We start from the raw sequence: 23,809 nt of genomic DNA, 5'->3' as shown, positions 1-23,809 counted from the left end.
CCCGCGGGGGGGTGGGGCGGGCGCCCCGCGCGGGCCGTGGGTGTCGGTTTGCGGCCGGCGCGCAGCGCCGGCCCTACCCACCGATCAGAACTGGAACCGCACGCTCAGCTGGATGTCGCGACGGTTGCCGTCCTTGGACGTGATGCGACCGAAGTTGCCGCTCAGCGGGTCGCTCGTGATGCCACCCAGGTTCGGGTGGTTGAGGAAGTTGAAGGCCTCGGCGCGCAGCTGGACGCGGCGCGAACCGCCGACGTTGAAGTTCTTGAACAGCGCGAGGTCCCACTGCATCTCGCCCGGGTTGTAGTAGGCGTTGCGCGGCGAGTTGCCGAACGTGCCGTTGGCGGGACGGACGAACACGCTCGTGTCCATGGCGACCGAGCCCGGCGTGCCGTCGTACAGCTGGAAGTTGATGTTCGCGTTGCCCGTCTGGCTCCACGGCTGACCGAAGCCCACGTCACCCACACCCGCGATGTCCTGCGAGGACTGGCCGACCGTGAACGGCGTGCCCGAGCGCATGAACGTCGAGCCCGAGATCTGCCAGCCACCGAGGATGTTGCTGAGCAACGAGTCCTGCTCGCGGAAGAACGGCAGGTCGTAGATGTAGTACAGCGCCAGCACGTGACGGCGATCGAAGTTCGACGCGCCCTGATACAGGGTGTCGTCGTAGGTGTTCCACAGCACGTTGCGCTTGTCCGACGCGTTGTCGGTCGACTTGCTCAGCGTGTAGGCGAACCCGAACTTGAAGCCGTTCGTGTAGCGACGGTCGGCCGAGATCTGCAGCGAGTTGTAGATCGACTTGCCGGCGTTCTCCGAGAGACGAATGACGCCGTAGCCGGCGAACGGACGCAGGGCCGCGATGTTGACGCCCGGGTTGGCCTGCAGGGTACCGGCCTGCAGCTGATTCAGGTTGCGCTCGCGCTGCAGGTAGAGACCGCGACGACCGACGTAGGCGACATCGAGGATGAAGCCGAGCGGAATCTCGCGCTGCACGCCGCCCGACCACATGTACGAGGTCGGGTGCTTGAAGACGAGATCCTGCGCCGTGGCGCCGATGGGCAGGTTGCCCGGGTTGACGCCGACGCCGGCCGGATTGTCGGCCGAGCCGTTGGAGATCGTCGCCTGCGGCTGGAACGGCACGTTGCCGCCGAGCAGCGTCGAGTCGTTCAGCGTGACGCGGTTGTGGAACATGCCGGCGCTGGAGCGCAGCACGGTCTTCTCGTTCAGCTGGTAGGACATGCCGAGACGCGGCTCGAACACGTTGCCGTGCGTCTCCGAGAAGCCACGGGGCTGCCCGGTGAAGAGACGCGGCACGTTCGGGTCACTGGCGACCGTCGCATCGAGCCCCTCACCGAGGAAGCCGTTGCCCGGCAGCATCAGGCCGTTGTAGCGCACGCCACCCGAGAGGGTGCCATTGGCCGGGTTGACCGTCGGCGCGAAGGCCGGGTTGTAGGCACTGGCCGCGAACGTCGAGATGTTGTTCGTGGTCGAGTACCAGGGCGGCCAGTAGACGTAGCGCACACCACCTTCGACCGTCAGCTTGGCGGTCGGGCGCCACGAGTCCTGGATGAAGGCATCCACCGCCAGGGAACGCCACTTGGTCAGGTTGCGCTGGCCGAGTTCGGCGTAGTTGTTGAACAGGCCCAGGGCGACATTGGAGATGGCCGTGCCGGTGGCGTTGGTGCGGCTGTCCTGGAACTCGAAGCGGCCGTTCTGGTTGTTCGTGCTCCCGGGGACGGCAGACACATTGATCTGGTCGAAGTCGTCCTGGCCGGAGTACTCGAACTGGATGCCCGCCTTGAACGTGTGACGACCGCGCACCAGCGTGCTGACGTTCTGGATCGTGTGAATCGGGCCCGACGAGAACGCCGGATACGGACCGCCGTCGATTTCCGAGAAGTTGCTGATCGAGATCGTCGGGATCTTGTCGACGATTTCCTTCTCCTGGAACACGTACGGGTAGTTGATGCCGCGCGTGCTGCGCTGGAAGGCGCCGCCCTCGAAGACGTTGATGAACACGTCGTCCTTCGAGTACGTGTAGGTCAGTTCATTGACCCAGTTGCTCGTGAGCGTCGTCGTCCACGAGGCGGTCTGCGTGAAGTTCGGGCGCTCCCAGTCGGTGCGCGCGAACGGGAAGCTGCCGCGGAAGGCGTCGACCGCGACCCAGTTGTACCGCGAGAAGCGGTAGTTGATCTGGTTGCTGGCGTTCGGACGGAAGTCGAAGCGGATGTTGTCCTTGCGCTGATCCTGCGGGTTCGGGCTGTTCTGGATCAGGTTGGCCGAGCCCTGACGGAAGCCGGCCGTCGGCTCCGGATACGTGTTCAACATCGCCAGGCCGTTGGCCGACAGACGGTTGGCCGGGGTGATGTTGCCCGGGAACGGCTGGCCGGTCAGCGGGTCGATGATCAGGCGGACGCCGTTGATGAACCCGTTGTTCGGGTCGAGCAGTTCGCTGAAGTTGCCCTGCCGCATCAGCATCGTCGGCACGGTCGCGGTGTTGGTGGCGACCTGGAAGAAGTTCACCCACTCCTGCGCGCCGAAGAAGAACAACCTGTTCTTCAGGATCGGACCGCCGAAGGCGTAGCCGTACTGCTTGAAGTCGAACGGCGCCGGGCCGCTGTTCTCCGTCGCGTTGGTGCTGCGGTTGCGGGCCCAGGTGTTGGCCTGCAGCGATTCGTCGCGGTAGACGAAGGTGCCGCTGCCGCTGAAGCGGTTGCTGCCGCTCTTGGTGACCATGCGGATCTGGCCGCCGCTGGCGCGCCCGAACTCCGGCATGTAGTTGCCCGTCAGGACCTGCACTTCCTGCAGCGCATCGACGTTCTGCACGCCGACGATGGCGCCCGACGAGCGGGTGCGGATGGCCGTGGCGCCGTCCACCGTGATGTTGTTCTCGTCCGAACGGCTGCCGTTGATGTTGAAGCCGCCGTTGCCGAGGTTGGAGAAGCCGTAGTTGTTGAACGACCCGCCGCTGACGCCGGCCTTGAGGCCCGCCACGCCAATCGGGTTGCGCCCGTTGAACGAGAGCTGCTCGATGTCCTTGGCTTCGACCGTCTTGCGGAGCGCCACGTCGGTCTGCAGCAGCGCCGCTTCGGCCGTGACCGTCACTTCTTCCGACAGGTCACCGGTCTCGAGCGTGAGGTCCATCGTGATGGAGCCCGCCGCGTCCAGCTGCACGCCGGTGCGCGTGCTCTTCTTGAAGCCCTGCAACTCGGCGCTGATCGTGTACTGCCCCGGCTGCAACTGGTTCAGGATGTAGAAGCCGGAGTCATCGGTGACGGTGACCTCGGCCTGGTTGGTGGCCTGGTTGGTGGCCGTCACGGTGACCCCAGGCATGACGCCGCCTTGCTGGTCCTTGACGGTGCCGGCAACGCGGCTGCGTTCGAACTGCGCGAACGCAGGCGTACCGACGAGCAGCAGCACCGCACATGCCATCAGGCATTGCAGGCTCCTCCTCACGTGGAGCTTCCCCATAAGTGCATTCCTTCCTTGTGTCGTGTGTCGAGGCTTGGCCTCGACCTGCCCGGGCGGCACACACCAGCCATCCCTGCGCCCCAGCGGCGCCGTGCCGGGAACGGCCGCAACTGCCAGGCGCGTCGGGCAACCACCGCGCACGGCAGAATCTGTTCTCGCGTCCTGCGACTACTTGTGTCTCCACTCCCTCGCATGGCGCTGCCCACACAGTGACTCGCGGCAGGCGCGCCGGTGGTCGCGTGCTAGGGCCCTCGAAGCCGTCAAACGGCGTGTTCGCAGGAGCATGGAGTGAAGTGAACCCCAATGGGTGTAACACAGCCACTCTGCATGGTCAAGAACCACATCTCGCCCTCCGCAACACCACTCCGACCAAGTGGGATGACCTCTTCCATGACGGCTTGCGCGCAATACGCCGTATGTAGTACTTCTGCGGCCGCAAAGAGAGGCTGATTTCTGTTGCGGTGGTCCGACCACGCGCGTGCCCGCGGCTGCCGCGGGCACGTGAGGTGCCGTCGCGCGCTCGCCATCGACATGGCGCGAATCGCCTCCTGATTCCCGACGAGGGCCCGATGCCAGACCGACGACAATTCCTGCACGCGGCCGGCATGACCGCCGCCGCTGCCACGCTGCCCGCCCGTAGTTACGCTCGTATCCTCGGCGCCAACGACCGCGTCCGCGTCGGCATCGTCGGCTTCTCCGATCGCTGTCGCGGCAGTCTCATTCCTGCGTTTCAGAAACATGCGGCCGATCTCAATTTCGAACTTGTTGCCGTCTCCGACATCTGGAGTCTCCGGCGCGACGCCGGCAGCGCCGCGCTGCAGAAGCTCGGACAGAGTGCGCCGATCGTGTGTCGGAACAACGACGAACTCTACGCGCGCAAGGATGTCGACGCCGTGCTGGTCGCGACCGCCGACTTCCAGCACGCGCAGCATGGCGTCGAAGCGGTCCGCGCCGGGCGCGATGCCTATGTCGAGAAGCCCATGGCCAACACCATGGACGATGCGCGCGCCCTCCTGAAGGCCGTCAAGGACACGGGCAAGGTCGTCCAGATCGGCACGCAGCGCCGCAGCGCGAAGAACTACCAGCAGGCCCACGAGTACCTGAGGTCCGGCAAGTTCGGCGACATCGTCGCCGTGGAGATGACCTGGAACGTCAACCAGCCGGGACGCTGGCGCCGGCCAGGTCTGGTCGGCAAGTTGCGCCAGGAAGACACCGACTGGAACCGGTATCTGCTGAACCGCCCGAAAGAGGCCTTCGACCCGCGCAAGTACCTCGAGTTCCGCCTGTTCTGGCCGTACTCGTCGGGCATCCCGGACCAGTGGCTGGTGCACCAGATCGACACGGTGCACTGGTTTACGGGCTACCCCAGGCCGCGCAGCGTCGTGGCCAACGGCGGCATCTACCTGTGGCAGGATGGCCGCCGCAACTGGGATACCTTCACGGGGGTCTACGACTACGGCCCGCTGGATGACCCGAAGAAGGGCTTCCAGGTGATCTACAGCTCCCGCATGACCAATGCCGCGGGGGACGTGAAGGAGTACTACTACTCCAACGGCGGCATGCTCGATCTCGACAAGAACACCGTCACCGACACCGGCGGCCTGCGGGAGAACCACGCCAAGGCCATGGGACTGCAGGCCAACCTGCTGCCGTCCATGTCGATCGCGGAAGCGGCCGCCACGACGACGGCCGCCGACACCGGCGCCGACGATGCGACGTCGGCCAACATGCGGAACTGGATGGAGTGCGTCCGCAGCCGCAAGACGCCGAACGCCAGCGTCGACGCGGGGTACAGTCACTCGGTGGCGCTGTGCATGACGATCGCCGCCATCCAGACCGGCCAACGCGTCACCTTCGACGATGCCACGCAGGACGTGGTCATCGGTGGGCAAGGAGTGTCCAGTGCAGCACGACGTTGATTTGAGGGTAGGGCCGGCTCTCCGAGCCGGCCAGACGACGCAGACGGCCCGCTCGGAGAGCGGGCCCTACCCCATGCTGGCGGCGGCCCTCGCGGCCGCCATCGCCATCGGAGGCGTCGCCGTGACGGCCCAAGCCCCCAAGGTCGCCATCAAGAGCATGCCGGCCGAGAAGAAGGTCGAAGTCACCGTCGACGGCAAGCCCTTCACCGCCTACATCTGGCCGGACTCGCTCGAGAAGCCGGTGCTGTACCCGATCCGCACCGCCGCCGGGACGGTGATCACCCGCGGCTTTCCGCCACTCGGCAACGAGCGACAGGACCACCCGCATCACGTCGGGCTCTGGTTCAACTACGGCGACGTCGACGGCTTCGACTTCTGGAACAACTCCGACGCCATCAAGCCCGATCAGAAGGTGAAGATGGGATCGGTCGAACACCGTGAGGTGGTGTCGGCCGAGAGCAAGGGCGACCACGCCGTCCTGACGGTGAAGGCCGACTGGGTCTCGGGTGACGGCAAGACGCGCCTGCACGAGACCACCACCTTCACGTTTCGTGCGGCAGTTGGCGGTGTGCGGATGATCGACCGCGTCACGTCGCTGGCGGCGGCCAAAGGCACCGGGACCGTCAAGCTGCCCGACAACAAGGAAGGCGCGCTCGGCCTGCGCGTCATCCGCGCGCTCGAGGATCCCGCCGAGAAGGGCGGCGAGTTCAAGGACGCCGCCGGCCGCGTGACCAAGATGGCCAACATGGACATGAGCGGCGTCACCGGGCAGTACCTGAGCAGCGAAGGCAAGGTCGGCAAGGACGTCTGGGGCACCCGGGGCGCCTGGACGAAGCTGAGCGGCACCGTCAGCGGCAAGCCCGTGACGGTGGCCATGCTCGATGCGCCCGGCAACCCCGGCTATCCCACCTACTGGCACGCCCGGGGGTACGGGTTGTTCGCGGCCAACCCGCTCGGGCAGGCGGCGCTCAGCAACAACAAGGACACGCTGAATTTCTCGATCACCGAAGGCACGCCCGCGACCTTCCGCTACCGGATCCTGGTCCTCGACGCCACCCCCACAGCCGCCGAGATGGAGACGTATGCCGCCGCCTGGGCGTCAACCAGTGGCGGGTCCGCAGCGTCTGGTAAATAGCGACGCTTCCCGGAGGCGGCCCGCTGACAGGACGGGCCGCCATCAGTGTCGGACTTGTCCTACAGTCGGGGCGCCTGTACGCTGTGAAGGCTGGCCACGAGCCTGCGAACTTCGAGGACGCAAGAACGATGCTGAATGCACGGACGGTAGGCACCGCGTGTCTCGCGCTGGTGATGATGGTGGGGACGGGCAGTTCGCTGCTGATGGCGCAGGCAGGGAAGAAGAAAGCCGCGGCCAAGGCCGCCGGCCCAGTGCCGACGGCGGCCGAAATCGAGTCGGCCGAAGAGATCTACAAGACCAAGTGCGCCGTCTGCCACACGATGGACGGCAACTCGCCCATCCCGAACATGAACTTCTCGGATGGCGAATGGCGTCACGGCTCCACCGTCAAGGACGTGATGTCCACCATCTCGAACGGGGTCCAGGGCACGGCGATGATGCCCTTCAAGACGTCGTTCAGCGAGGGCGAGATTGCCGCCCTGGCCCGCAAGGTCCGCAGCTTCGACCCCAAGCTGAAATAATGCGCGCGTCCGCATGACCATGGGTAGGGCCGGCTCTCCGAGCCGGCCGTCTGCGCCAGGTCGACGGTGACGGCCCGCTCGGAGAGCGGGCCCTACCCCATCACATCTCGAACGCAATCACGGTGTCGTACTCGTCGCGGGCCTGCGGGTCCAGCGTCAGCAGCAGCGTGCCGTCAGGTTGCACGCGGTAGGGCACGGCCGCACCCGACTTCAGGTAGCGGGCGGCCTTCGGCGTGGCGCCGAGTGACGGCAGGGCCAGCGCGGCATCCTGCCACTCGAGGACGTGCACGTAGACCGTGTTTCCCTTCTTCGTCGTGACGCCCCACGATCGCGGCGCCATCGGCCCCTGACGAGTGCCGTAGATCGAGGGGCCATGCACCTGCAGCCACTGCCCCATCTGCCGCAGGCGCTCGGCGTGCTCGGGCTGGATGCGGCCGTCGGGCATCGGGCCGACGTTGAGCAGGAAGTTGGCGTCGGCGCCGGCCGCGCGCACCAGGTACTGCACGAGTTCCCTCGTGCTCTTGTGCCGACGGTCCTGCAGGTTGAAGCCCCAGGCGCCGTTGATCGTCTCGCAGGTCTCTCGGGGCAGCGCGCCAATCGCGGTGGTGTTGAACCCGGCGGTGTTCGCCCCCGGCAGGTCCTTCTCGAACATCTGGAAGTCCTCGCCGGGGAACGGCAGCTGGTGATGATTGCTGCCGACCAACGCCGCCGGCTGCAGGCGGTGAATCAGCTGGTACGTCCGGGCCAGCTGCCAGTCCTCGCCAGGCTTGTCCCACTGGCCGTCGAACCAGATGCCGCCGATCGGCCCGTAGTTGGTCAGCAGCTCGGTCAGCTGGGTGTCCATGTAGCGAAGGTAGGCGTCGAAGTCCCCTGACTCTGGCCGCTCCGACGCGCGTCCCGTGCGCCCGCGCGGGAAGTAGTCGGGATGACGCCAGTCCAGTTGCGAGTGGTAGAAGAAGACCGTGATGCCCTCCTTGCGCGCCTCCTCGACCAACGCCTTGATGACGTCCTTGCCGTACGGCGTCCGGTCGACGATGTCGTAGTCGGAGACCTTCGAGTCGAACATCGCGAAGCCGTCATGGTGTTTGCTGGTGATCGTGATGTAGCGCATGCCGGCGGCCTTGGCGATGCGCACCCACTCGGCCGCGTCATAGCCGATCGGGTTGAAGAACGCCGGCAGCTTCTCGTAGGTCGACGCCGGGATGCTCTGGTTGTGCATCACCCACTCGCCGTCGCCGAGCACGCTGTAGACGCCCCAGTGGATGAACAGCCCGAAGCGCGCATCCTGGAACCACTCGCGCGCGGCGAGGTTCTCCGGCGTCGGCGTGTAGGTGTAGCCGCTCCGCCGATTGATGTCGTCGCCCTCTGGTGGCTGTGCCGCCGCCAGAGTCGGGAGGAAGGCGAGGGCGAGAACGGCCCAGATGCTCGTGGTCATCGACTCACTTCGACGTGTGGCCCAACTGCTGCAGGATGAAGGCGTACTCGACCGCGACCTGCTCGAGGCGCGTGAAGCGGCCCGACCGGCCGCCATGGCCGGCGTCCATGTTGGCGCGGAAGAGCACCGGCGCCTTCGACGCGTTGACGGTGCGCAGCTTGGCGACGTACTTGGCCGGCTCCCAGTACTGCACCTGCGAATCCCACAACCCCGTCGTGACCAGCATCGCCGGATAGGCCTTCGTCGTCAGCTGGTCGTACGGCGAGTACGCGAGCAGATAGTCGTAGTACGCCTTCTGCGTCGGGTTGCCCCACTCGTCGAACTCGTTGGTGGTCAGCGGGATCGACTCGTCCAGCATCGTCGTCACGACATCGACGAAGGGCACGTGCGAGACGATGCCGCGATAGAGCTCGGGCGCCAGATTGGCGACCGCCCCCATGAGCAGCCCGCCGGCACTGCCGCCCATCGCGAACACCTTGTCGGGCGCGCCGTACTTCTGGGCCACGAGCGCCCGGGTCACGTCGACGAAATCCGTGAAGGAATTCATCTTCTTGAGGAGCTTGCCCTCTTCGTACCAGGCGCGCCCCATCTCCTGGCCGCCGCGGATGTGCGCGATGGCGACCACGAACCCGCGGTCGAGCAGGCTCAGCCAGTTGATCTCGAAGTCCGGATCGCTCGAATACCCGTACGAGCCATACGCATGCTGGTACAGCGGCGCCGTGCCGTCGCGCGGCACGTCCTTGCGGTACACCAGCGAGACAGGCACCCTGGCGCCGTCACGCGCCGTGACCCAGAGACGCTCGGTGGTATACCGAGTGCGGTCGAAGCCACCGAGCACCGGGCTCTCCTTGACGAGCGTGCGCGTGCCCGTCGCCATGTCCAGGTCGTACACCGTGGACGGCGTGGTCAACGACGTGTACGTGTAGCGCAGGATCGACGTGCCGGCCTCGCGGTTGACGCCGGTGCCCATCACGTAGACCGGTTCGTCTGAGGCGACGTCGCGCGACTGCCCGGCCCGATCCAGGATGCGGAGACGCTGCAGGGCCTCGCGCCGCTCGCCCACGACGAGGTACTGGTCGAACAGCTCGACCCCGGAGACGAACACGTCGGGGCGGTGCGGCACCACATCCTTCCACTGCGCGCGGTTGCCGACAGCGGCATCGGTCGCCTCGACGACGCGGAAGTTCTTGGCCTGCCAGTTGGTCCGGATCACCCAGCGGCCACCGGCGTGGTCGGCGTCGTACTCGAAGTCGCGCTCGCGCGGCACGAGGACGCGGAACGCCGCCTCCGGCTGGTCAGCCGGAAGGCAGCGCATCTCGCTCGACACGGTGCTGCTGACGCTGATGCAGAGGAACTGGTCGTCCTTCGTCCGGCCCACGCCCATGTAGAAGCTGTCGTCCGGCTCCTCGTAGACCACGACGTCCGTGGCCGGATCGGTCCCCACCACATGCCGCTTGACGCGCTTGCTGAGCAGCGTCTGCGGATCGATCTCGACGTAGAACACCGTGCGGTTGTCGGCCGCCCAGACGACGTTGCCGGACGTGCCGGTGATCCGCTCGGGCAACAGCGCCCCGGTGGCGATCTCCTTGAACTGGATCACGTACTGCCGCCGCCCGACGACGTCGGTGGCGTAGGCGAGCCGGCCGTTGTCACGCGAGACATCCCACTGCCCGAGCGAGAAGTACGTGTGCCCTGCCGCCAGCGCGTTCTGGTCGACGATCACCTGCTCGGCGCCACCGGCGACTGGGCGCCGCGTGTTGACCGCGTAGTCCTTGCCCGCGACGTACCGCGACGAATACAGGTACCCGCGCATCCGCCACGCCGGCGCTTCATCGTCTGGCTTGATGCGGCCCTTGAGTTCCTCGAACAGCTGCGTGCGGAGCGCCTTCACCGGCGCCAGCATGGCCTCCGTGTAGGCGTTCTCGGCCTCGAGGTAGGCCAGCATGTCTGGCGACTTGCGCGTATCGTCGCGCAGCCAGTAGTACGGGTCGCTGCGATCACCGTGCGGCGACTTGACGACGTACGGCTTCTGCGGCGCGACGGGCGGCGTGGGAGGCTGGGCCATGAGCGGTGTGGCGATCGAGGCGCACGCCAGGGCGATCAGGACAACGCGGGTCATCGGCCGGCTCCTACACCGTGCAGAGCTGCACGGCCTCGCGCAAGGACGTCAGCGGATCGCGGGTCGGGATGAACTCGTGGGCGAAGTACCCCTGATAGCCCTTGTCGGCCACCCATTTGGCGATGGTCTTCCACTGCAGTTCCTGGGTGTCGTCGAGTTCGTTGCGCCCCGGCACGCCACCCGTGTGCAGATGGGCGATGTAGTCCCAGTTGTCGCCCATCGTCCGGAGGATGTCGCCCTCCATGATCTGCATGTGGTAGATGTCGTAGAGCAGCTTGACGCGCGGTGATCCGACGCGCTTGCAGATGTCCACCCCGTACGGCGTGTTGTCGCCCAGGTAGTCCTTGTGGTTCACCTTGCTGTTGAGGAGCTCCACGATGACGGTCACGCCCTCGGCCTCGGCCACCGGCTTGATCCGGTTGAGACAGGCGACGCTGTTGACCTTGGCCTCCTCGAGATCCTGCCCGCGGCGGTTGCCGAAGAACGTGATCACGTTGGGGATCCCTGCCTTGGCGGCCTTGGGAATCATCTCCGTGAGCGAGGCGACGATGCCGTCGTGGAACTTGGTGTTGTTGATGCCGTCGGGGATGGACCGCACCGCCGGGAACCCGGTCGAGCACGTCAGCCCGAAATCACGCTTGGCGATCGTCCACTCCTCTTCGGTGAGGAGGTCGACGGCGGGCAACCCCATGTCCACACACGCCTTGAAGAACTCCGGCAGCGGGATCTTGTTGTAGCACCAGCGGCAGACCGACTGCTTCAGGCGGGAGGACGACGGCCTGGCGCCCTGGGCGCCGGCAAGGCCAGGCAGCGCGGCACCGGCAGCGGTGAGCGCTGCAGCACCGAGTAGTTCACGACGACTGACGTCGGACATGGGCGATCTCCTTGTTGGACTGGGCGCATTGTACAAGAGCAATTCGGGCTCCCTTTCGCCGACATTCAGGATTCACAATGTCGCGCGGGGCGGGCACCGCCACTGCAGCTGCCTCAAAAGCGATTCACAGCGCATTCACCGTGCAGCAGCGAGGGAAAAGCGGGAGCAGTTTCCGCGGTAGCGTGGCAATGTACGACGCCCGCTTCATTCTGAACTCTGAATGACAGCGACGCCCGCCTCAATTGTCTCTACCAGTCATGCATCGTGCCGTCCAACTTGCGGTTCACCGGCAGGTAGGCGGGGTCGTACGGATACTGCGCCGCGAGGGCCTCGTCGATGTCGACGCCCAGGCCCGGCGCCTCGCCGGGATGCATGAACCCGGACTGATACGTGTACTCGTGCGGGAACACGGTATCGGTCTCGGCGGTGTGGGGCATGTGCTCCTGGATGCCGAAGTTGTGCACGCTCAGGTCGAAGTGCAGCGCTGCCGCCATGCAGACCGGGCTCAGGTCGGTGGCGCCATGGCTTCCGGTCCGCACCTGATGGAGCTCGGCCAGGGCGGCGATCTTGCGCAGATGCGAGATCCCGCCGGCATGCACGACGGTGGTCCGGATGTAGTCGATCAACTGCTCCTGGATCAGCTGCTGGCAGTCGAAGATGCTGTTGAAGACCTCGCCGACGGCAATCGGCGTGACCGTGTGCTGGCGGATCAGGCGAAAGGCCGACTGCTGCTCGGCCGGCGTCGGGTCCTCCATCCAGAACAGGTGGTAGGGCTCGAGCGCCTTGCCGGCGCGCGCCGCTTCGATGGGCGTCAGGCGGTGGTGCACGTCGTGCAGCAGGTCGAGGTCGTCGCCGAACTCGCTGCGGATGCGCTCGAAGAGCCGCGGCACGAACGCCAGATAGGCCTCGGTGCTCCACCGATGTTCGGAGACGCCCCCCTTCTCTGCCGGCTCGTAGGGACGCCCGTCGCGGCCGACGCCGTAGGTACTGCGAATCCCGGGGATGCCGGACTGGACGCGAATCGCCGTGTAGCCGAGGTCGAGCTGATGCGCCACGGCCTTGACGGCCTGGTCGACGTCGAGCCCGTTGGCGTGGGCGTAGACGCGTACCGCCTCGCGTGAGGCCCCGCCCAGCAGCTGGTACACCGGCAGGTTGGCGACCTTGCCCTTGATGTCCCACAGCGCGGTGTCCACGGCGGCGATCGCGCTCATCGTGACCGGCCCGCGCCGCCAGTAGGCGCCCTTGTAGAGGTACTGCCAGGTGTCTTCGATCGCGCGCGCGTCGCGTCCGATCAGCAGCGGCACGATGTGGTCGGTCAGGTAGCTGGCGACGGCCAGCTCCCGACCGTTGAGGGTGGCATCCCCGAGACCGTACACGCCGTCTTCGGTCACCACCTTGAGCGTGACGAAGTTCCGCCCCGGGCAGGTCACGATGACGCGTGCGTCGACGATTCTCATGGAGGCTCGGGGCTCACGACACGGCGGGGGCTAGCGCTGCACGCGTCCGCTGCCGTCACCCTTGACGAGTCGCTCGACCTCGTCGACGGAGACACGGTTGAAGTCGCCCGGAATCGTCTGCTTCAGCGCACTGGCCGCCACGGCGAAGCGGAGCGCGTCGATCGGCGACTTGCCGGTGGCCAGGCCGTAGACGAGACCGCCGGCGAAGCTGTCGCCGCCGCCGATACGGTCCACGAGGCGCACGTCGTAGCGCTGGCTGCGCTGGAAGTCGCCGGTCGCCTTCTCGTAGATCACCGCGCTCCAGCCGTTGTCACTGGCCGAATGGCTCTCGCGCAGCGTGATGGCGATCAGCGCGCAATCGAACGTGCTGGCGACCTCGGCCGCGGTGGCCTTGTAGGCCTCGAGGTTCAGCTCCCCCGTCGTCACGTCGGTGCCGTGCACGTCGAAGCCCAGCACGGACTGGATGTCTTCCTCGTTGGCGATGACGACGTCGACGTACTCCATCAGCGGCCGCATCACCGACTGGGCCTTCTTCTCGGTCCACAGCTTCTTGCGGAAGTTGAGGTCCATGCTGACGGTGGCGCCGGCCGCCTTGGCGGCCTGCAGCGCTTCCCTGGCACACGCGGCGCCGTTGTCACCGAGTGCCGGCGTGATGCCGGTGCAGTGGAACCAGCCGGCCCCATCGAGCACGGTCGCCCAGTCGACGGTCCCGGGCGTCATCTCGGCGATGGCCGAACGGGCGCGGTCGTAGATGACCTGCGACGCCCGCTGGCTCGCCGACGTCTCGGCGTAGTACACGCCGATGCGGTCGCCGCCGCGCACGATGTGCTCGGTGCGCACACCCTCGGCGCGCAGCGCCTTGACGGCGGCGTCGCCGATGGCGTTGTTCGGCAGGCGCGTGACGTAGTGACTCTCGAGCCCGAAGGTGGCCAGACTCACCGCGACATTGGCTTCACCGCCGCCGAACGTGGCCACGAACTGCGGCGTCTGGAGGAAGCGCTCGAACCCCGGGGGGCTGAGGCGGAGCATGATTTCACCGAAACAGACCGTCTTCATCGCCTACTTCTTTCTCGCGGCCGCCACACTCGCCACGACCGTCCGGGCGTTGTCGGCAATCGCCTGGAAATCGTCCGCCGCCAGGGCCTTCGCGTCCACCAGGTTGCTGCCGACGCCGACCGCACACGCGCCCGCGGCAATCCACTCGCCGGCATTGGTCAGCGTGACGCCGCCGGTCGGCATCAGCTTGATCTGCGGCAGCGGCGCCTTGACGTCCTTGATGTACCCCGGCCCCAGCGTCGTCGCCGGGAACACCTTGACGATGTCGGCTCCGGCTTGCCAGGCGGTGAGGATTTCGGTCGGGGTGAAGCAGCCGGGCATCACCGCCACATCGTACCGATGCGCCAGCTCGATCGTCGGCAGGCTCAGCACCGGCGAGACGAGATACGTCGCGCCCGCAAGAATCACCTGCCGGGCCGTCTCCGGATCGAGCACCGTGCCGGCGCCGAGCTGGAACCCGCTCGGCAGGTCCTTCGCGAGCTGCTCGATCAACCCGACGGCACCGGGCACCGTCATCGTCACTTCCATTGCCGTGACGCCGCCGTCGATCAGGGCGTCCACCACCGAGCGCAGCTTGCCGGCATCCTTCAGGCGGATGACGGCCACCACCCCACTCTGCTCGATGGCACGGACCACGTCGGTCCGACTCATGCCACTCCTCCCGGTGCCGTCGCCGACGACACCTCGAGATTGGCTGGCGTCATCTTCGGCACGAGCAGATGGATGACCCCCAGCGCGATCAGGTACAGCGTGCCGGCCGCGATGAAGATCGGCACGTAGTTGTTGTTCGAGGCGTCGAGCCAGACGCCGACCGCAATCTGCATGATCGCACCACCGCAGGCGCCCATCATGCCGCCAAAGCCGATGACGCTGCCGACGGCGCGCCGCGGGAACATGTCGCTCACCAACGTGTACAGGTTGGCGCTCCAGGCCTGGTGGCCGGATGCCGCGATGCTGACCAGGGCGACGGCGCCCCACAGGCTGTCCACCTGCGCAGCGAACACGATCGGCGTCACGCTGACCGCAAAGCAGAGCATCGTCAGCTTGCGCGCGGCGTTGACGCTGAAGCCGCGCTGGATCAGCTTCGAGCTGACGTAGCCGCCGAGCACGCTGCCGACATCGGCGACGAGATAGATGGTCGCCAGCGGCAGCATGGCGCCACGGATGTCGACATGGTGGGCCTTGACGAGAAAATCCGGCAGCCACGTCAGGTACAGCCACCACACCGGGTCGGTCATGAACTTGCCGACGGCGTACGCCCACACCTGGCGACGGGGGTTGAGCACGATGGCCGTGATCAGGCCGGTGGCAAACAGCACCACGGCGATCAGTCGCGACCCGAAGAACGTGGCGGCCACCGTGCCGCTCACGAAGCAGACGGCGGCGACGATGCCGGCCAGCGCCAGCCCAGGCACCTTGAACGCCGCGCCATCGGGCGGGTCGCTCTCGATCAGGGCGAGTTCTTCCGCGTTGACGCCCGGATGGGTCCGCGGCGTCATGTACTGCCAGAGCCAGACTCCGAGCCACACGAAGCCGATGACCCCGGTGCCGATGAATGCCCAGTACCAGCCGTAGCGCAGCGCGATGATCGGCACGACGATCGGCGTGGCCAGCGCGCCGACGTTGGTCCCCGCGTTGAACAGGCCGGTGGCGAAGGCACGCTCCCGCTGCGGGAACCACTCGGCGATGCTGCGCACCGAGCCCGGGAAGATGGCCGCTTCGCCGAGCCCCAGCAGGACACGGCAGAAGGCAAAGCCCGCCACCGACGCCGACATCGTCAGCCCGAGGGCGCCGAAGGCCCCCTGCACGGCGCTGCCGATCACCGGCGCTTCGGCATGGAGCATGGCCGCGACGCTCCAGAGGCAGATGGCGATGGCCAGGCCGCGGCGCGTCCCGATCCGGTCGATCAGCCAGCCCGAGGCCAGCATGCCGACCATGTAGGCGACCTGGAAGAAGAAGTTGATGTAACCGAAGTCGGTGTTGCTCCAGCCGAACTCTTCGGTCAGCGGCGACTTGAGCACCGCCAGGACGTTCCGGTCGATGTAGTTGATCGTCGCCGCGAAGAACAGCAGGGCACAGACGACCCAGCGGATGTTCGTGGGCTTGCCCGAGCCGGCGCGCGCGGCGGTGCCTCGGGACGGTGCGGCGTCAGCCAGGGCCATGGAATCTCCGTGCGGGAACGCTTATTGATTCACGCCGCTGGCGAGGAATCCGCCATCGACCACCAGGATCTCGCCGGTGACGAAGCTGGCCGCCGGAGACGCGAGGAAGACACCGGCCCCGGCGAGCTCCGGAATGCTGCCGAACCGTTTCATCGGCGTCCGGGTCAGGAATTCCTGGCCGCGCCCCGTGCCATCGAGCAGCTGGGCATTGAGGTCGGTGCGGAAGACGCCCGGGGCGATCGCGTTGACGGTGACCCCGTGCGGTGCCCATTCGATGGCCAGCGACTTGGTCAGCGATGCCACCGCGGCCTTGCTGGCGGCATACGCCGCCACCTCGTAGAGCGCGACGAACGACGACAGGGACGCGATGTTGATGATGCGGCCCCACTTGCGCTCGATCATGGCGGGGGCGAACACCTGGCAGGCGCGCAGCGTGCCCGTCAGATTCGTCTCGAGGATGGCGGCCCACTCGGCCTCGTCGACGTCGAGCGTGGGCGAGCGCTTGGTGCGCCCCGCGCAGTTGATCAGGATGTCGCACGCCCCGAGCGTCGCCGTGACGCCGTCGCGCAGGGCGACGAGTGACGCACGGTCGCCGACGTCGACCGTCAGCCGCGCCGTGCGGCGCCCCATGCCTTCGATCTCCGTGCCGGCCTCATCCACCAGGGCCTGCCGCCGACCGGTGGCCACGACGTCGGCTCCGGCTTCCGCAAGGCCGCGCGCGAGCGCACGACCGATTCCCGACGTACCGCCGATGACGACGGCCACGCGGCCACTCAGATCGAATCCTTGAAACATTTGGGTGTGTCGCTCTCTCAGACTCGGCCGCGGTGACGTCGCGAGCGATGCGACCGGTCCGCCGGCGGGCGTGTGATGGGCGTGCCAGTTCTATCAGGCAGGGCGATGCAGGTCAAGGCACGCGACGCGCGAATCAGCGCATTTCGGCGAGAAATGTCGCACTACCCGACAGCGGCCACCGGCGGCGTGACAGGGTCGGTCGTCTCCTCGCCACCGAACCCGGCTTCGCTCGCCTGCCGATCGCGCGCCAGCGAGAGGTGCGCGTCCATCGCCCGGCGGGCGCGCTCGCCATCGTGGCTGCGCAGGGCGTGATAGATGGCACGGTGCAGGTCTGCGGCTTCCTTGAGATCGCGTCCTTGTTCGGCCGTCTTCCGGCGATGCTCGTAGAAGATCTCGGAGACCATCTCGACCAGCGACGCCAGGATCGGATTGCCGGCCGCGAGCGCCACCGCCCGATGGAACCGGATGTCATGCACGAGGAAGGCCTGCGGGTCGTCCATCGACGCGTACATGCCGGTGATCTCCTCGGAGATGGTCGCCAGCTGATCGCCGGTGGCTCGCTCGGCCGCCAGGGCCGCGACACCCACCTCGAGCACCCGGCGCGCTTCGAACATCTCGTCCCGCGTGAAGCCGTGCAACGCCGCCAAGAAACTCAGGGGCTCGCTGCCCAGCATCGGCGGCCCGCCGCGGATGAACGTGCCCGCCCCATGCCGCGACTGCACCACGCCCATCGCGGCCAGCGCCCGCAGTCCGGCGCGCACGCTGGGGCGGCTGACGCCGACACGCAGGGCGAGTTCGCGTTCCGCGGGCAGGCGATCGCCGGGGCGGAGGTCGCCGTGCTCGATCAATTCGCGGACGTAGCGAACGACGAGCTCTGCGGCCACCCCCTCGAACGGTTTCTTGGAGGTCTCTGACGTCTGTCTGGTCATACCAGTGCTCCGGATGACACGTGCTGTTTCTTTGCCAGCGACGCTACCACCGGCCTCAGGGCGTGTCAATTGCTCCGTCGCACAAAGGGTGACTGGCCGCGAAGGTGGACCCAGCGGGACATGGCTGCACGCGTGGCGGTGCGTCTGACGTGACAAGACATTCGCAGTGGTCTGACCAATATTCGACCGATCCGAAAGTCCGAACAGAAACCCCAAGATTACGAACACTCGGACCAGGCCGGGGCGTCCCGCGGGCGTCGACGCGCCGCTGCCCGCAGACGCACGACGGCCCGGGAGGGGCATCCTCCCGGGCCGTCGTGCTGCCAGTCGAGGCGCGTGGCGCCAGCTCACCCTGTGGTCTACAGCGACGCGACCTCGGTCCAGACGTTGCCGTTGCGGTGGCTGGCGAGCACGGCATCGATGATCGCGTTGGCACGCCAGCCATCTTCGAACGACGACATCATCGGCACGCGATCCTTCATCGCCTTGCCCTCGGCGATGTGTTCATAGACCGCGCGCAGGATGTTGCGGAACGCGTCAGGCCACGCTTCCTGATGGCCGCCCGGCAGCTTGGCGAGGCCGGCGACCTCCGGATCCATCAGCGACGGGTCTTTCTGCAGGATGACGTTGCCCTGGCTGCGGTGGCCGATCCAGAGCTCGTTCTGCTGCTCCTGGTGCCAGCGCAGCGAGGCGGCGCCGCCGTTGACTTCCAACACGAGGTCGTTCTTGTGGCCGGCGCAGATCTGCCCCACCGTGAACGCCCCCTTGGCGCCGTTCTCGAACCGCACCAGCACTGAGCACAGGTCCTCGACCTTGATGTCGATTGGTTCGTACTGGTCGTCGTCGCTGCCCTTGGCAAAGGCGATGCGCGCTCCTGACGGCTTCTTGCGCACCGGGATGACCGTCGTCAGGTCCGACAGGACGTGCGTGATCCGCAAGCCGGAGACGTGCTGGGCGAGGTCGCACCAGTGCGAGCCGATGTCGCCCATCGCCGACGACTCGCCGCCCTTGTCCGGCTCGAGCCGCCAGCTGTAGTCGGTGTCGTACAGCAACCAGTCCTGGAGATACTGCCCGTGGATGAAGCGCGGCGGCCCGATCTCGCCCTTCGCGATCATCACCCGCGCCTGCTGCACGAGGGGATTGCCGCGATAGTTGAACGTCACGGCGTGGACCACGCCCTTGGCCGTCGCGGCGTCGAGCAGTTCCCGGGCCTGCGCCGAGGTCATCGCCAGCGGCTTGTCCGAGACGATGTGCTTGCCGGCCGCGATGGCTGCCATGCTCACCGGGTGGTGCATGAAGTTCGGCGTGGCGTTGTGAACCACGTGGATGTCGGGATCGGCGAGCAACGCCTGGTAGCTCCCGTACGACTTCGGCACGCCGAGGGCCTCGGCCTTCTGTCGTGCCAGCTCGTCGTTGAAGTCGGCAATCGCCACCACGTCGACGAACCCCAGGCGACGCACCGCCTCGAGGTGATGCGGCCCGATGAACCCCGCCCCGACCAATCCCATCCCGATTCGCTTCACAGGCATCTCCCCGATTGCGCGATGTCACACGTTCAGAATTTCAGGAGGGCACAGAGCCACCGTGGCAGCTCGAAGCCGTGACCATGGTGATGAAATTCTGGAATTTTGCAATTCTGAAATTACAGGTTCCCCGCCCGCATCTGCTCCTTCACGAAGTCCATCGTCCGCCAGCACATGGCGAGGATGGTCCACGTGGTGTTCTGCGTCCCGCCGGAGACATACGGACTGGCATCGGCCAGGAACACGTTGGCGATGCCGTGCGGTCGGCACCAGCTGTCCGAGTAGGACGTCTTCGGGTCGGTGCCCATCCTGGCCGTGCCGACCTCGTGGATCGACCACCCCTCGGGCAACGGCTCCTTGCCGACCTGGATGTCCTCGGCGCCCACGGCGCGGAACATCTCCTCGATCGAGTCGGCCATGTCGGCCACCATCTTCTTCTCGTTGTCGCCGAACCGGTAGTCGAACTTCAGCACCGGGATGCCCCAGGCGTCGGTCACCTCCGGATCCAGCAGCACGCGGTTCTCCCAGCGCGGCAGCACCTCGCCGAACCCGCCGAAGGCGATCGGAGCCGGGTAGTACTTGCGCACCGAACTCTTGAACGCGCTGCCGAACCCGGGGGTGCCGTGCGCGTGGTTGGGATACTCACCGGCGCCGCCGCCGCCCTGGAAGTGATAGCCGCGCAGGAAGTTCGGATTCTTGTCCTGCCCGATGTTGCGGAAGCGCGGAATGTACGGCCCCACCGGCCGCGCGTCGTCGACGGTCGGCGTCTTGCCGATGCGCTGCGGGATGAACCCGCTGCCGCGCACGCCCATGATGTGTTCGCTCAGGTAGCGGCCGAGCACGTCGTTGGTGTTGCCCAGCCCGTGGGGATAGCGGCCCGACTTCGAGTTGAGCAGGATCCGGGTGGTGTCGAGCGTGCCGGCGCCGAGCACGACGACGCGGGCGGTGAAATCCATGACCTCCTTCGTCAGGGAATCGACCACCCGCACGCCGCGCGCCTTGTTGGTGCCTTCGTCGAGCAGCACCTCGCGCACGACCGAGTACGGCCGCACCGTCAGGTTCCCCGTGTCGCGCGCCGGCGCGATCAGCGCCGCCGGCGAGTGGAACGAGGCGTTGAGGTCGCAGCCGCGCCCGCAGCGACCACGGCGCATGCAGCGCTGGCGGTACTTGTTGTTCAGCAGACCATCGGTGGTCACGCCGGCCCGGCCCGGGATGAGCCTGCGCCCCATCTTCGCGATGCCGGCACGGAAGACCGTCTCGGTGCAGTTCAACTTCGACGGGGTCTGGAACACGCCGTCCGGCACCTGATCGAGGCCCTCGGTCGTTCCCGAGCAGCCAAGCAGCACGTCGACCTTGTCGTAGTAGCCCTTGACGTCCTCGTACCCGATCGGCCAGTCGGCGTCGTAGCCGTCGTGGCTCCTGGCCTTGAACTCGTAGGGTCCGTAACGCAGGGCCCCGCGGCCCCAGAAGTTGGTCTTGCCGCCGAGGATGCGCGCACGGACCCACGCATACGGTGTGCCGGTGGTCGGGTTCTCCTTCTCGTTGACCACCCAGTTGCGGGTGAACGAGTTGCCGGCGTAACTCGTCAGCTTCCGATACTTCTCGAACTGCGGGTGATTGCCGTACGGCCGGTCGACGAAGTTGTACTCGGCGACGTTCAGCCCACGCATGTCCGGTGGCATGCGCTGACGGCGGAGCGACTGATACGGCCACTCCATCGTCCGGTATTCCTTCTGCCCATCGAGCATCCGGCCGGCTTCGAGCACCAGCACCTTGATGCCCGAGGTCGCGAGCTGGAACGCCGCCATGCCGCCGGCCGCGCCGGACCCGACGACGATGACGTCCCACGGCCCGGCGTCGGGCGTGATCTTCTTCGACATCGCCTGCGATTCGGCCAGCACGGCCGAGAGATCGATGTCCAGTGACAGGTCGGGCTGCGGACGGGCAGGGGTCGTGCGATTGGCTTGCATGGGAGGGGGGCGCGGCCCTAGAGATTGCCGCGCTTCATTTCGTCCTTGACGTAGTCCATGGCGCGCCAGCAGAGCGCCATGATCATCCACGTCGGGTTCTGACAGCTCGCCGAGACGAAGATGCTGCCGTCGACGACGAAGAGGTTCCGGATGTCGTGCGTCTGGCCGAACGAGTTGGTGACCGACGTCTTCGGGTCGTCGCCCATCCGCGCCGTGCCCATCTCGTGGATGGACCAGCCCTCCGTGAGGACGTTGCGTCGTACGACGATGTCGGTGGCGCCGGCGGCACGGAGCATCTCTTCGGCCGTGTCGGCCATGTCGGCCGCCATCTTCTTCTCGTTGTCGCCGAACGTGTAGTCGAACCGCAGCGCCGGGATCCCCCAGGCGTCCTTGACGTCGGGGTCGAGGAAGACGCGATTCTCCTTGCGGGCCAGCACTTCGCCGAAACCGCCGTAGTTGACGCGCGCCGGATAACCCTCGCGCACCGCCTGCTTGAACGAGGCGCCGAAGCCCGGGGTCTCGGCGGCGTTGGCCGGATACTCGGCCGCCCCACTCGCCCCCTGGAAGCCGTAGCCGCGGATGAAGTCGGGATGCCTGTCGGTGACGTTGCGGAACCGCACGATGTAGGAGCTCTGCGGCCGGCCATCGTCGTTGGTCGGCAGCGTGCCCTTGCGTGACGGCAGCGTGCCGCTCGCGCCCGGCCCCATGACGTGCTCGCAGAAGTAGTGGCCGACCACGCCCGACGAGTTCGCCGCACCGTTGGGACGGCTGGCCGACCTGCTGTTGAGCAGCAGGCGGGTCGACTCGAGGCACGAGGCCGCCAGGATGACCAGGCGGCCGGAGAACTCCATCGTCTCCTTCGTCACCTTGTCGATGACGCGCACCCCGGTGGCCTTGTTGGTCCGGTCGTCGATCAGCACTTCGGAGACGACCGAGTCGGGACGCACCGTGAGGTTGCCACTGTCGCGGGCCGGGAAGATCAGCGCCGCCGGCGAGTGGAAGGCCGCGTTGAGGTCGCAGCCGCGGCCACAGCGCCCGCGGCCCATGCAGCGGGCGCGGTACTTGTTGTTCAGCACGCCGTCGGTGGTCACACCGGCGCGTCCGGGGATCAGCCTGCGCCCCATCTTCGCAATGGCGCGCTGCACCTGCACCTCCCCGCAATTCAGCTTGAGCGGACGCTGGAAGATGCCGTCGGGCAGATGCGGGATGTTCTCCCGGCTGCCCGAGATCCCGAGCAGCGTGTCGACCTTGTCGTAGTACGGCGAGATGTCGGCGTACCCGATCGGCCAGTCCTCGCCGAAACCGTCGTGGCTCTTCGCCTTGAGGTCGAGCTCGGAGAAGCGCAGGGACACGCGCCCCCAGAGGTTGGTCTTGCCGCCGAGCACGCGCGCCCGCACCCACGCATAGGGCGTCCCCGTGATGGGGTTCTCCTTCTCGTCGGCGATCCAGTCCTTCGTGAAGTGATTACCCGAGTAGGCCATCACCTTCTTGTACTTCTGCATCTCGGGCGTGAGCCCGTACGGACGATCGAGCGTGCGGTACTCGGCGGCCGACAGCGCGAACTCCCCCACCGGCAACCGGTGACGGCGCATGTCCTTGTACGGCCACTCCATCGTCTTGTATTCCTTCTGCGGGTCGAGCATCCGCCCGGCCTCGAGCAGCAGGACCTTCACGCCGGCCATGGCCAACTGGAAGGCCGCCATGCCACCGGCCGCGCCCGATCCGACGACGATGGCGTCGTAGCGCTCCTTGCCGGGGGTCAGCGGGGCCGTGGGTTGCGCCGCCTGCATCACTCGGCCTTCGGCTGGGCCTTCTGGCCGCAGTGGGGGCAGTCCTTGCCGTCTTCGGTATGGCAGCCGATGAACTCCGGCAGGTACTGGTTGCCCTTGTACTGCAGATCCTTGTGGATGCCGATCTCGGACGTGTAGTACCCGCGAATGGTGGCGTCCTTGGTGACCTTGAAGAACTGCTCGACCGGCGTCTTCGGCTGGGCCTCGTTGGCGCTGATCTCGGTGAGGAACTCGGTCACCTGGGCCGGCGTCAGCTTGACGAACGGCACCGTGAACTTCGCCGACGCGGCCTCGTCGAGCGCGGCCAGCCCCTGTGTCCACGTATTGCGCAGCGGCGCGTCCGACTCCGACAGCAGGAGGTCGATGTAGTCGGCCACGCGCGCGGCCCTGGCGCCAGGCGACACGGCGTCGGTCGGGATGATGGCGTCGGTGAAGGCATCGACGGTGGCGTACTGCGCCGCGGTCAGCGCCTTCAGCTTCGGCGCGGCGTTGGTGCGCTGGATGGCCTCGAAGGCGAGCGCCCCCTCCTCGGAGATCAGGGGCAACAGCGCCATGGTGCTCACGCCGGTGCCGATGGCCTTGAGCATCGAGCGGCGGCTCATCGCGCCGGGTGCGGCCATGTCAATCGTCTTGCTCATCTCGTTCTCCACTCTGTG

17 protein-coding genes are annotated in these 23,809 nt (G+C 66.9%); 3 read left to right on the top strand and 14 right to left on the bottom strand.

Features of this window, described 5'->3' with window-relative positions; genetic code table 11:
- Positions 1 to 84: 84 nt before the first annotated feature.
- Positions 85 to 3,429 carry a carboxypeptidase regulatory-like domain-containing protein gene (locus tag Q0C41_RS11315; RefSeq protein ID WP_291983807.1) on the bottom strand — a complete coding sequence of 1,115 codons (3,345 nt, stop codon included), beginning with the start codon at positions 3,427 to 3,429 and terminating at the stop codon, positions 85 to 87.
- A 608-nt stretch (positions 3,430 to 4,037) separates the two neighbouring features.
- On the opposite strand from Q0C41_RS11315, the gene Q0C41_RS11310 reads away from it, so the two are divergent.
- From Q0C41_RS11310 to Q0C41_RS11300, 3 genes are all read left to right on the top strand, one after another.
- Entirely contained in the window at positions 4,038 to 5,387 is a 1,350-nt protein-coding gene (locus tag Q0C41_RS11310; RefSeq protein ID WP_291983805.1) for a Gfo/Idh/MocA family oxidoreductase, read from the top strand.
- A complete protein-coding gene (locus Q0C41_RS11305; RefSeq protein WP_291983804.1) occupies positions 5,371 to 6,522 on the top strand; it encodes a PmoA family protein in 1,152 nt (383 codons plus the stop codon). The genes Q0C41_RS11310 and Q0C41_RS11305 overlap by 17 nt, the downstream gene beginning before the upstream one ends.
- A gap of 128 nt (positions 6,523 to 6,650) precedes the next feature.
- Entirely contained in the window at positions 6,651 to 7,043 is a 393-nt protein-coding gene (locus tag Q0C41_RS11300; protein WP_291983802.1) for a cytochrome c, read from the top strand.
- A gap of 100 nt (positions 7,044 to 7,143) precedes the next feature.
- Here the strand turns inward: Q0C41_RS11300 and Q0C41_RS11295 are convergent, their stop codons facing one another.
- The 13 genes from Q0C41_RS11295 to Q0C41_RS11235 form a co-directional block, all read right to left on the bottom strand.
- On the bottom strand, positions 7,144 to 8,478 hold the full coding sequence (locus tag Q0C41_RS11295) for an alpha-L-fucosidase (protein ID WP_291983800.1): 1,335 nt from the start codon (positions 8,476 to 8,478) through the stop codon (positions 7,144 to 7,146).
- 4 nt (positions 8,479 to 8,482) lie between these two features.
- Complete coding sequence (locus Q0C41_RS11290) at positions 8,483 to 10,597, bottom strand: S9 family peptidase (RefSeq protein ID WP_291983798.1); 2,115 nt, start codon at positions 10,595 to 10,597, stop codon at positions 8,483 to 8,485.
- 10 nt (positions 10,598 to 10,607) lie between these two features.
- Positions 10,608 to 11,471, bottom strand: coding sequence for a TIM barrel protein (locus Q0C41_RS11285; protein WP_291983795.1), 864 nt, complete (start codon positions 11,469 to 11,471; stop codon positions 10,608 to 10,610).
- Between the two features lie 248 nt (positions 11,472 to 11,719).
- Positions 11,720 to 12,928 (bottom strand): D-mannonate dehydratase ManD, encoded by a 1,209-nt coding sequence (gene manD, locus Q0C41_RS11280; RefSeq protein WP_291983793.1) that lies wholly within the window; start codon positions 12,926 to 12,928, stop codon positions 11,720 to 11,722.
- Between the two features lie 30 nt (positions 12,929 to 12,958).
- A complete protein-coding gene (locus Q0C41_RS11275; protein ID WP_291983791.1) occupies positions 12,959 to 13,984 on the bottom strand; it encodes a sugar kinase in 1,026 nt (341 codons plus the stop codon).
- 3 nt (positions 13,985 to 13,987) lie between these two features.
- Complete coding sequence (gene eda, locus Q0C41_RS11270) at positions 13,988 to 14,635, bottom strand: bifunctional 4-hydroxy-2-oxoglutarate aldolase/2-dehydro-3-deoxy-phosphogluconate aldolase (RefSeq protein ID WP_291983790.1); 648 nt, start codon at positions 14,633 to 14,635, stop codon at positions 13,988 to 13,990.
- Entirely contained in the window at positions 14,632 to 16,146 is a 1,515-nt protein-coding gene (locus Q0C41_RS11265) for an MFS transporter (RefSeq protein WP_291983788.1), read from the bottom strand. Before Q0C41_RS11265 ends, eda begins: the two co-directional genes overlap by 4 nt.
- A 21-nt stretch (positions 16,147 to 16,167) precedes the next feature.
- Positions 16,168 to 16,941 carry an SDR family oxidoreductase gene (locus tag Q0C41_RS11260; RefSeq protein WP_367079198.1) on the bottom strand — a complete coding sequence of 258 codons (774 nt, stop codon included), beginning with the start codon at positions 16,939 to 16,941 and terminating at the stop codon, positions 16,168 to 16,170.
- 161 nt (positions 16,942 to 17,102) lie between these two features.
- The gene (locus Q0C41_RS11255; RefSeq protein WP_291983784.1) at positions 17,103 to 17,870 is read right to left on the bottom strand and encodes a FadR/GntR family transcriptional regulator; all 768 of its coding nucleotides are present in this window, start codon (positions 17,868 to 17,870) and stop codon (positions 17,103 to 17,105) included.
- Positions 17,871 to 18,229: 359 nt separating this feature from the next.
- Positions 18,230 to 19,399: a Gfo/Idh/MocA family oxidoreductase gene (locus Q0C41_RS11250; protein ID WP_291983782.1), complete on the bottom strand. Its 1,170-nt coding sequence runs from the start codon at positions 19,397 to 19,399 to the stop codon at positions 18,230 to 18,232.
- A gap of 113 nt (positions 19,400 to 19,512) precedes the next feature.
- A complete protein-coding gene (locus Q0C41_RS11245) occupies positions 19,513 to 21,363 on the bottom strand; it encodes a GMC family oxidoreductase (RefSeq protein ID WP_291983780.1) in 1,851 nt (616 codons plus the stop codon).
- Between the two features lie 17 nt (positions 21,364 to 21,380).
- On the bottom strand, positions 21,381 to 23,153 hold the full coding sequence (locus Q0C41_RS11240; RefSeq protein WP_291983778.1) for a GMC family oxidoreductase: 1,773 nt from the start codon (positions 23,151 to 23,153) through the stop codon (positions 21,381 to 21,383).
- On the bottom strand, positions 23,153 to 23,791 hold the full coding sequence (locus Q0C41_RS11235; RefSeq protein ID WP_291983777.1) for a gluconate 2-dehydrogenase subunit 3 family protein: 639 nt from the start codon (positions 23,789 to 23,791) through the stop codon (positions 23,153 to 23,155). The genes Q0C41_RS11240 and Q0C41_RS11235 overlap by 1 nt, the downstream gene beginning before the upstream one ends.
- Between the last annotated feature and the right edge of the window lie 18 nt (positions 23,792 to 23,809).

It is taken from the genome of Luteitalea sp. (assembly GCF_022842525.1).
Taxonomy (GTDB): Bacteria; Acidobacteriota; Vicinamibacteria; order Vicinamibacterales; family Vicinamibacteraceae; genus Luteitalea.
This window is presented reverse-complemented; position numbering and strand designations above follow the sequence as displayed.

What these genes read in the sequence shown, in the direction of transcription:
- Q0C41_RS11315 (WP_291983807.1), bottom strand. Translation starts at nt 3,429, where the DNA reads ATGGCATGTGCGGTGCTGCTGCTCGTCGGTACGCCTGCGTTCGCGCAG.
- Q0C41_RS11310 (WP_291983805.1), top strand. Translation starts at nt 4,038, where the DNA reads ATGCCAGACCGACGACAATTCCTGCACGCGGCCGGCATGACCGCCGCC.
- Q0C41_RS11300 (WP_291983802.1), top strand. Translation starts at nt 6,651, where the DNA reads ATGCTGAATGCACGGACGGTAGGCACCGCGTGTCTCGCGCTGGTGATG.
- Q0C41_RS11295 (WP_291983800.1), bottom strand. Translation starts at nt 8,478, where the DNA reads ATGACCACGAGCATCTGGGCCGTTCTCGCCCTCGCCTTCCTCCCGACT.
- Q0C41_RS11290 (WP_291983798.1), bottom strand. Translation starts at nt 10,597, where the DNA reads ATGACCCGCGTTGTCCTGATCGCCCTGGCGTGCGCCTCGATCGCCACA.
- Q0C41_RS11285 (WP_291983795.1), bottom strand. Translation starts at nt 11,471, where the DNA reads ATGTCCGACGTCAGTCGTCGTGAACTACTCGGTGCTGCAGCGCTCACC.
- manD (WP_291983793.1), bottom strand. Translation starts at nt 12,928, where the DNA reads ATGAGAATCGTCGACGCACGCGTCATCGTGACCTGCCCGGGGCGGAAC.
- Q0C41_RS11275 (WP_291983791.1), bottom strand. Translation starts at nt 13,984, where the DNA reads ATGAAGACGGTCTGTTTCGGTGAAATCATGCTCCGCCTCAGCCCCCCG.
- eda (WP_291983790.1), bottom strand. Translation starts at nt 14,635, where the DNA reads ATGAGTCGGACCGACGTGGTCCGTGCCATCGAGCAGAGTGGGGTGGTG.
- Q0C41_RS11265 (WP_291983788.1), bottom strand. Translation starts at nt 16,146, where the DNA reads ATGGCCCTGGCTGACGCCGCACCGTCCCGAGGCACCGCCGCGCGCGCC.
- Q0C41_RS11260 (WP_367079198.1), bottom strand. Translation starts at nt 16,941, where the DNA reads ATGTTTCAAGGATTCGATCTGAGTGGCCGCGTGGCCGTCGTCATCGGC.
- Q0C41_RS11255 (WP_291983784.1), bottom strand. Translation starts at nt 17,870, where the DNA reads ATGACCAGACAGACGTCAGAGACCTCCAAGAAACCGTTCGAGGGGGTG.
- Q0C41_RS11250 (WP_291983782.1), bottom strand. Translation starts at nt 19,399, where the DNA reads ATGCCTGTGAAGCGAATCGGGATGGGATTGGTCGGGGCGGGGTTCATC.
- Q0C41_RS11245 (WP_291983780.1), bottom strand. Translation starts at nt 21,363, where the DNA reads ATGCAAGCCAATCGCACGACCCCTGCCCGTCCGCAGCCCGACCTGTCA.
- Q0C41_RS11240 (WP_291983778.1), bottom strand. Translation starts at nt 23,153, where the DNA reads ATGCAGGCGGCGCAACCCACGGCCCCGCTGACCCCCGGCAAGGAGCGC.
- Q0C41_RS11235 (WP_291983777.1), bottom strand. Translation starts at nt 23,791, where the DNA reads ATGAGCAAGACGATTGACATGGCCGCACCCGGCGCGATGAGCCGCCGC.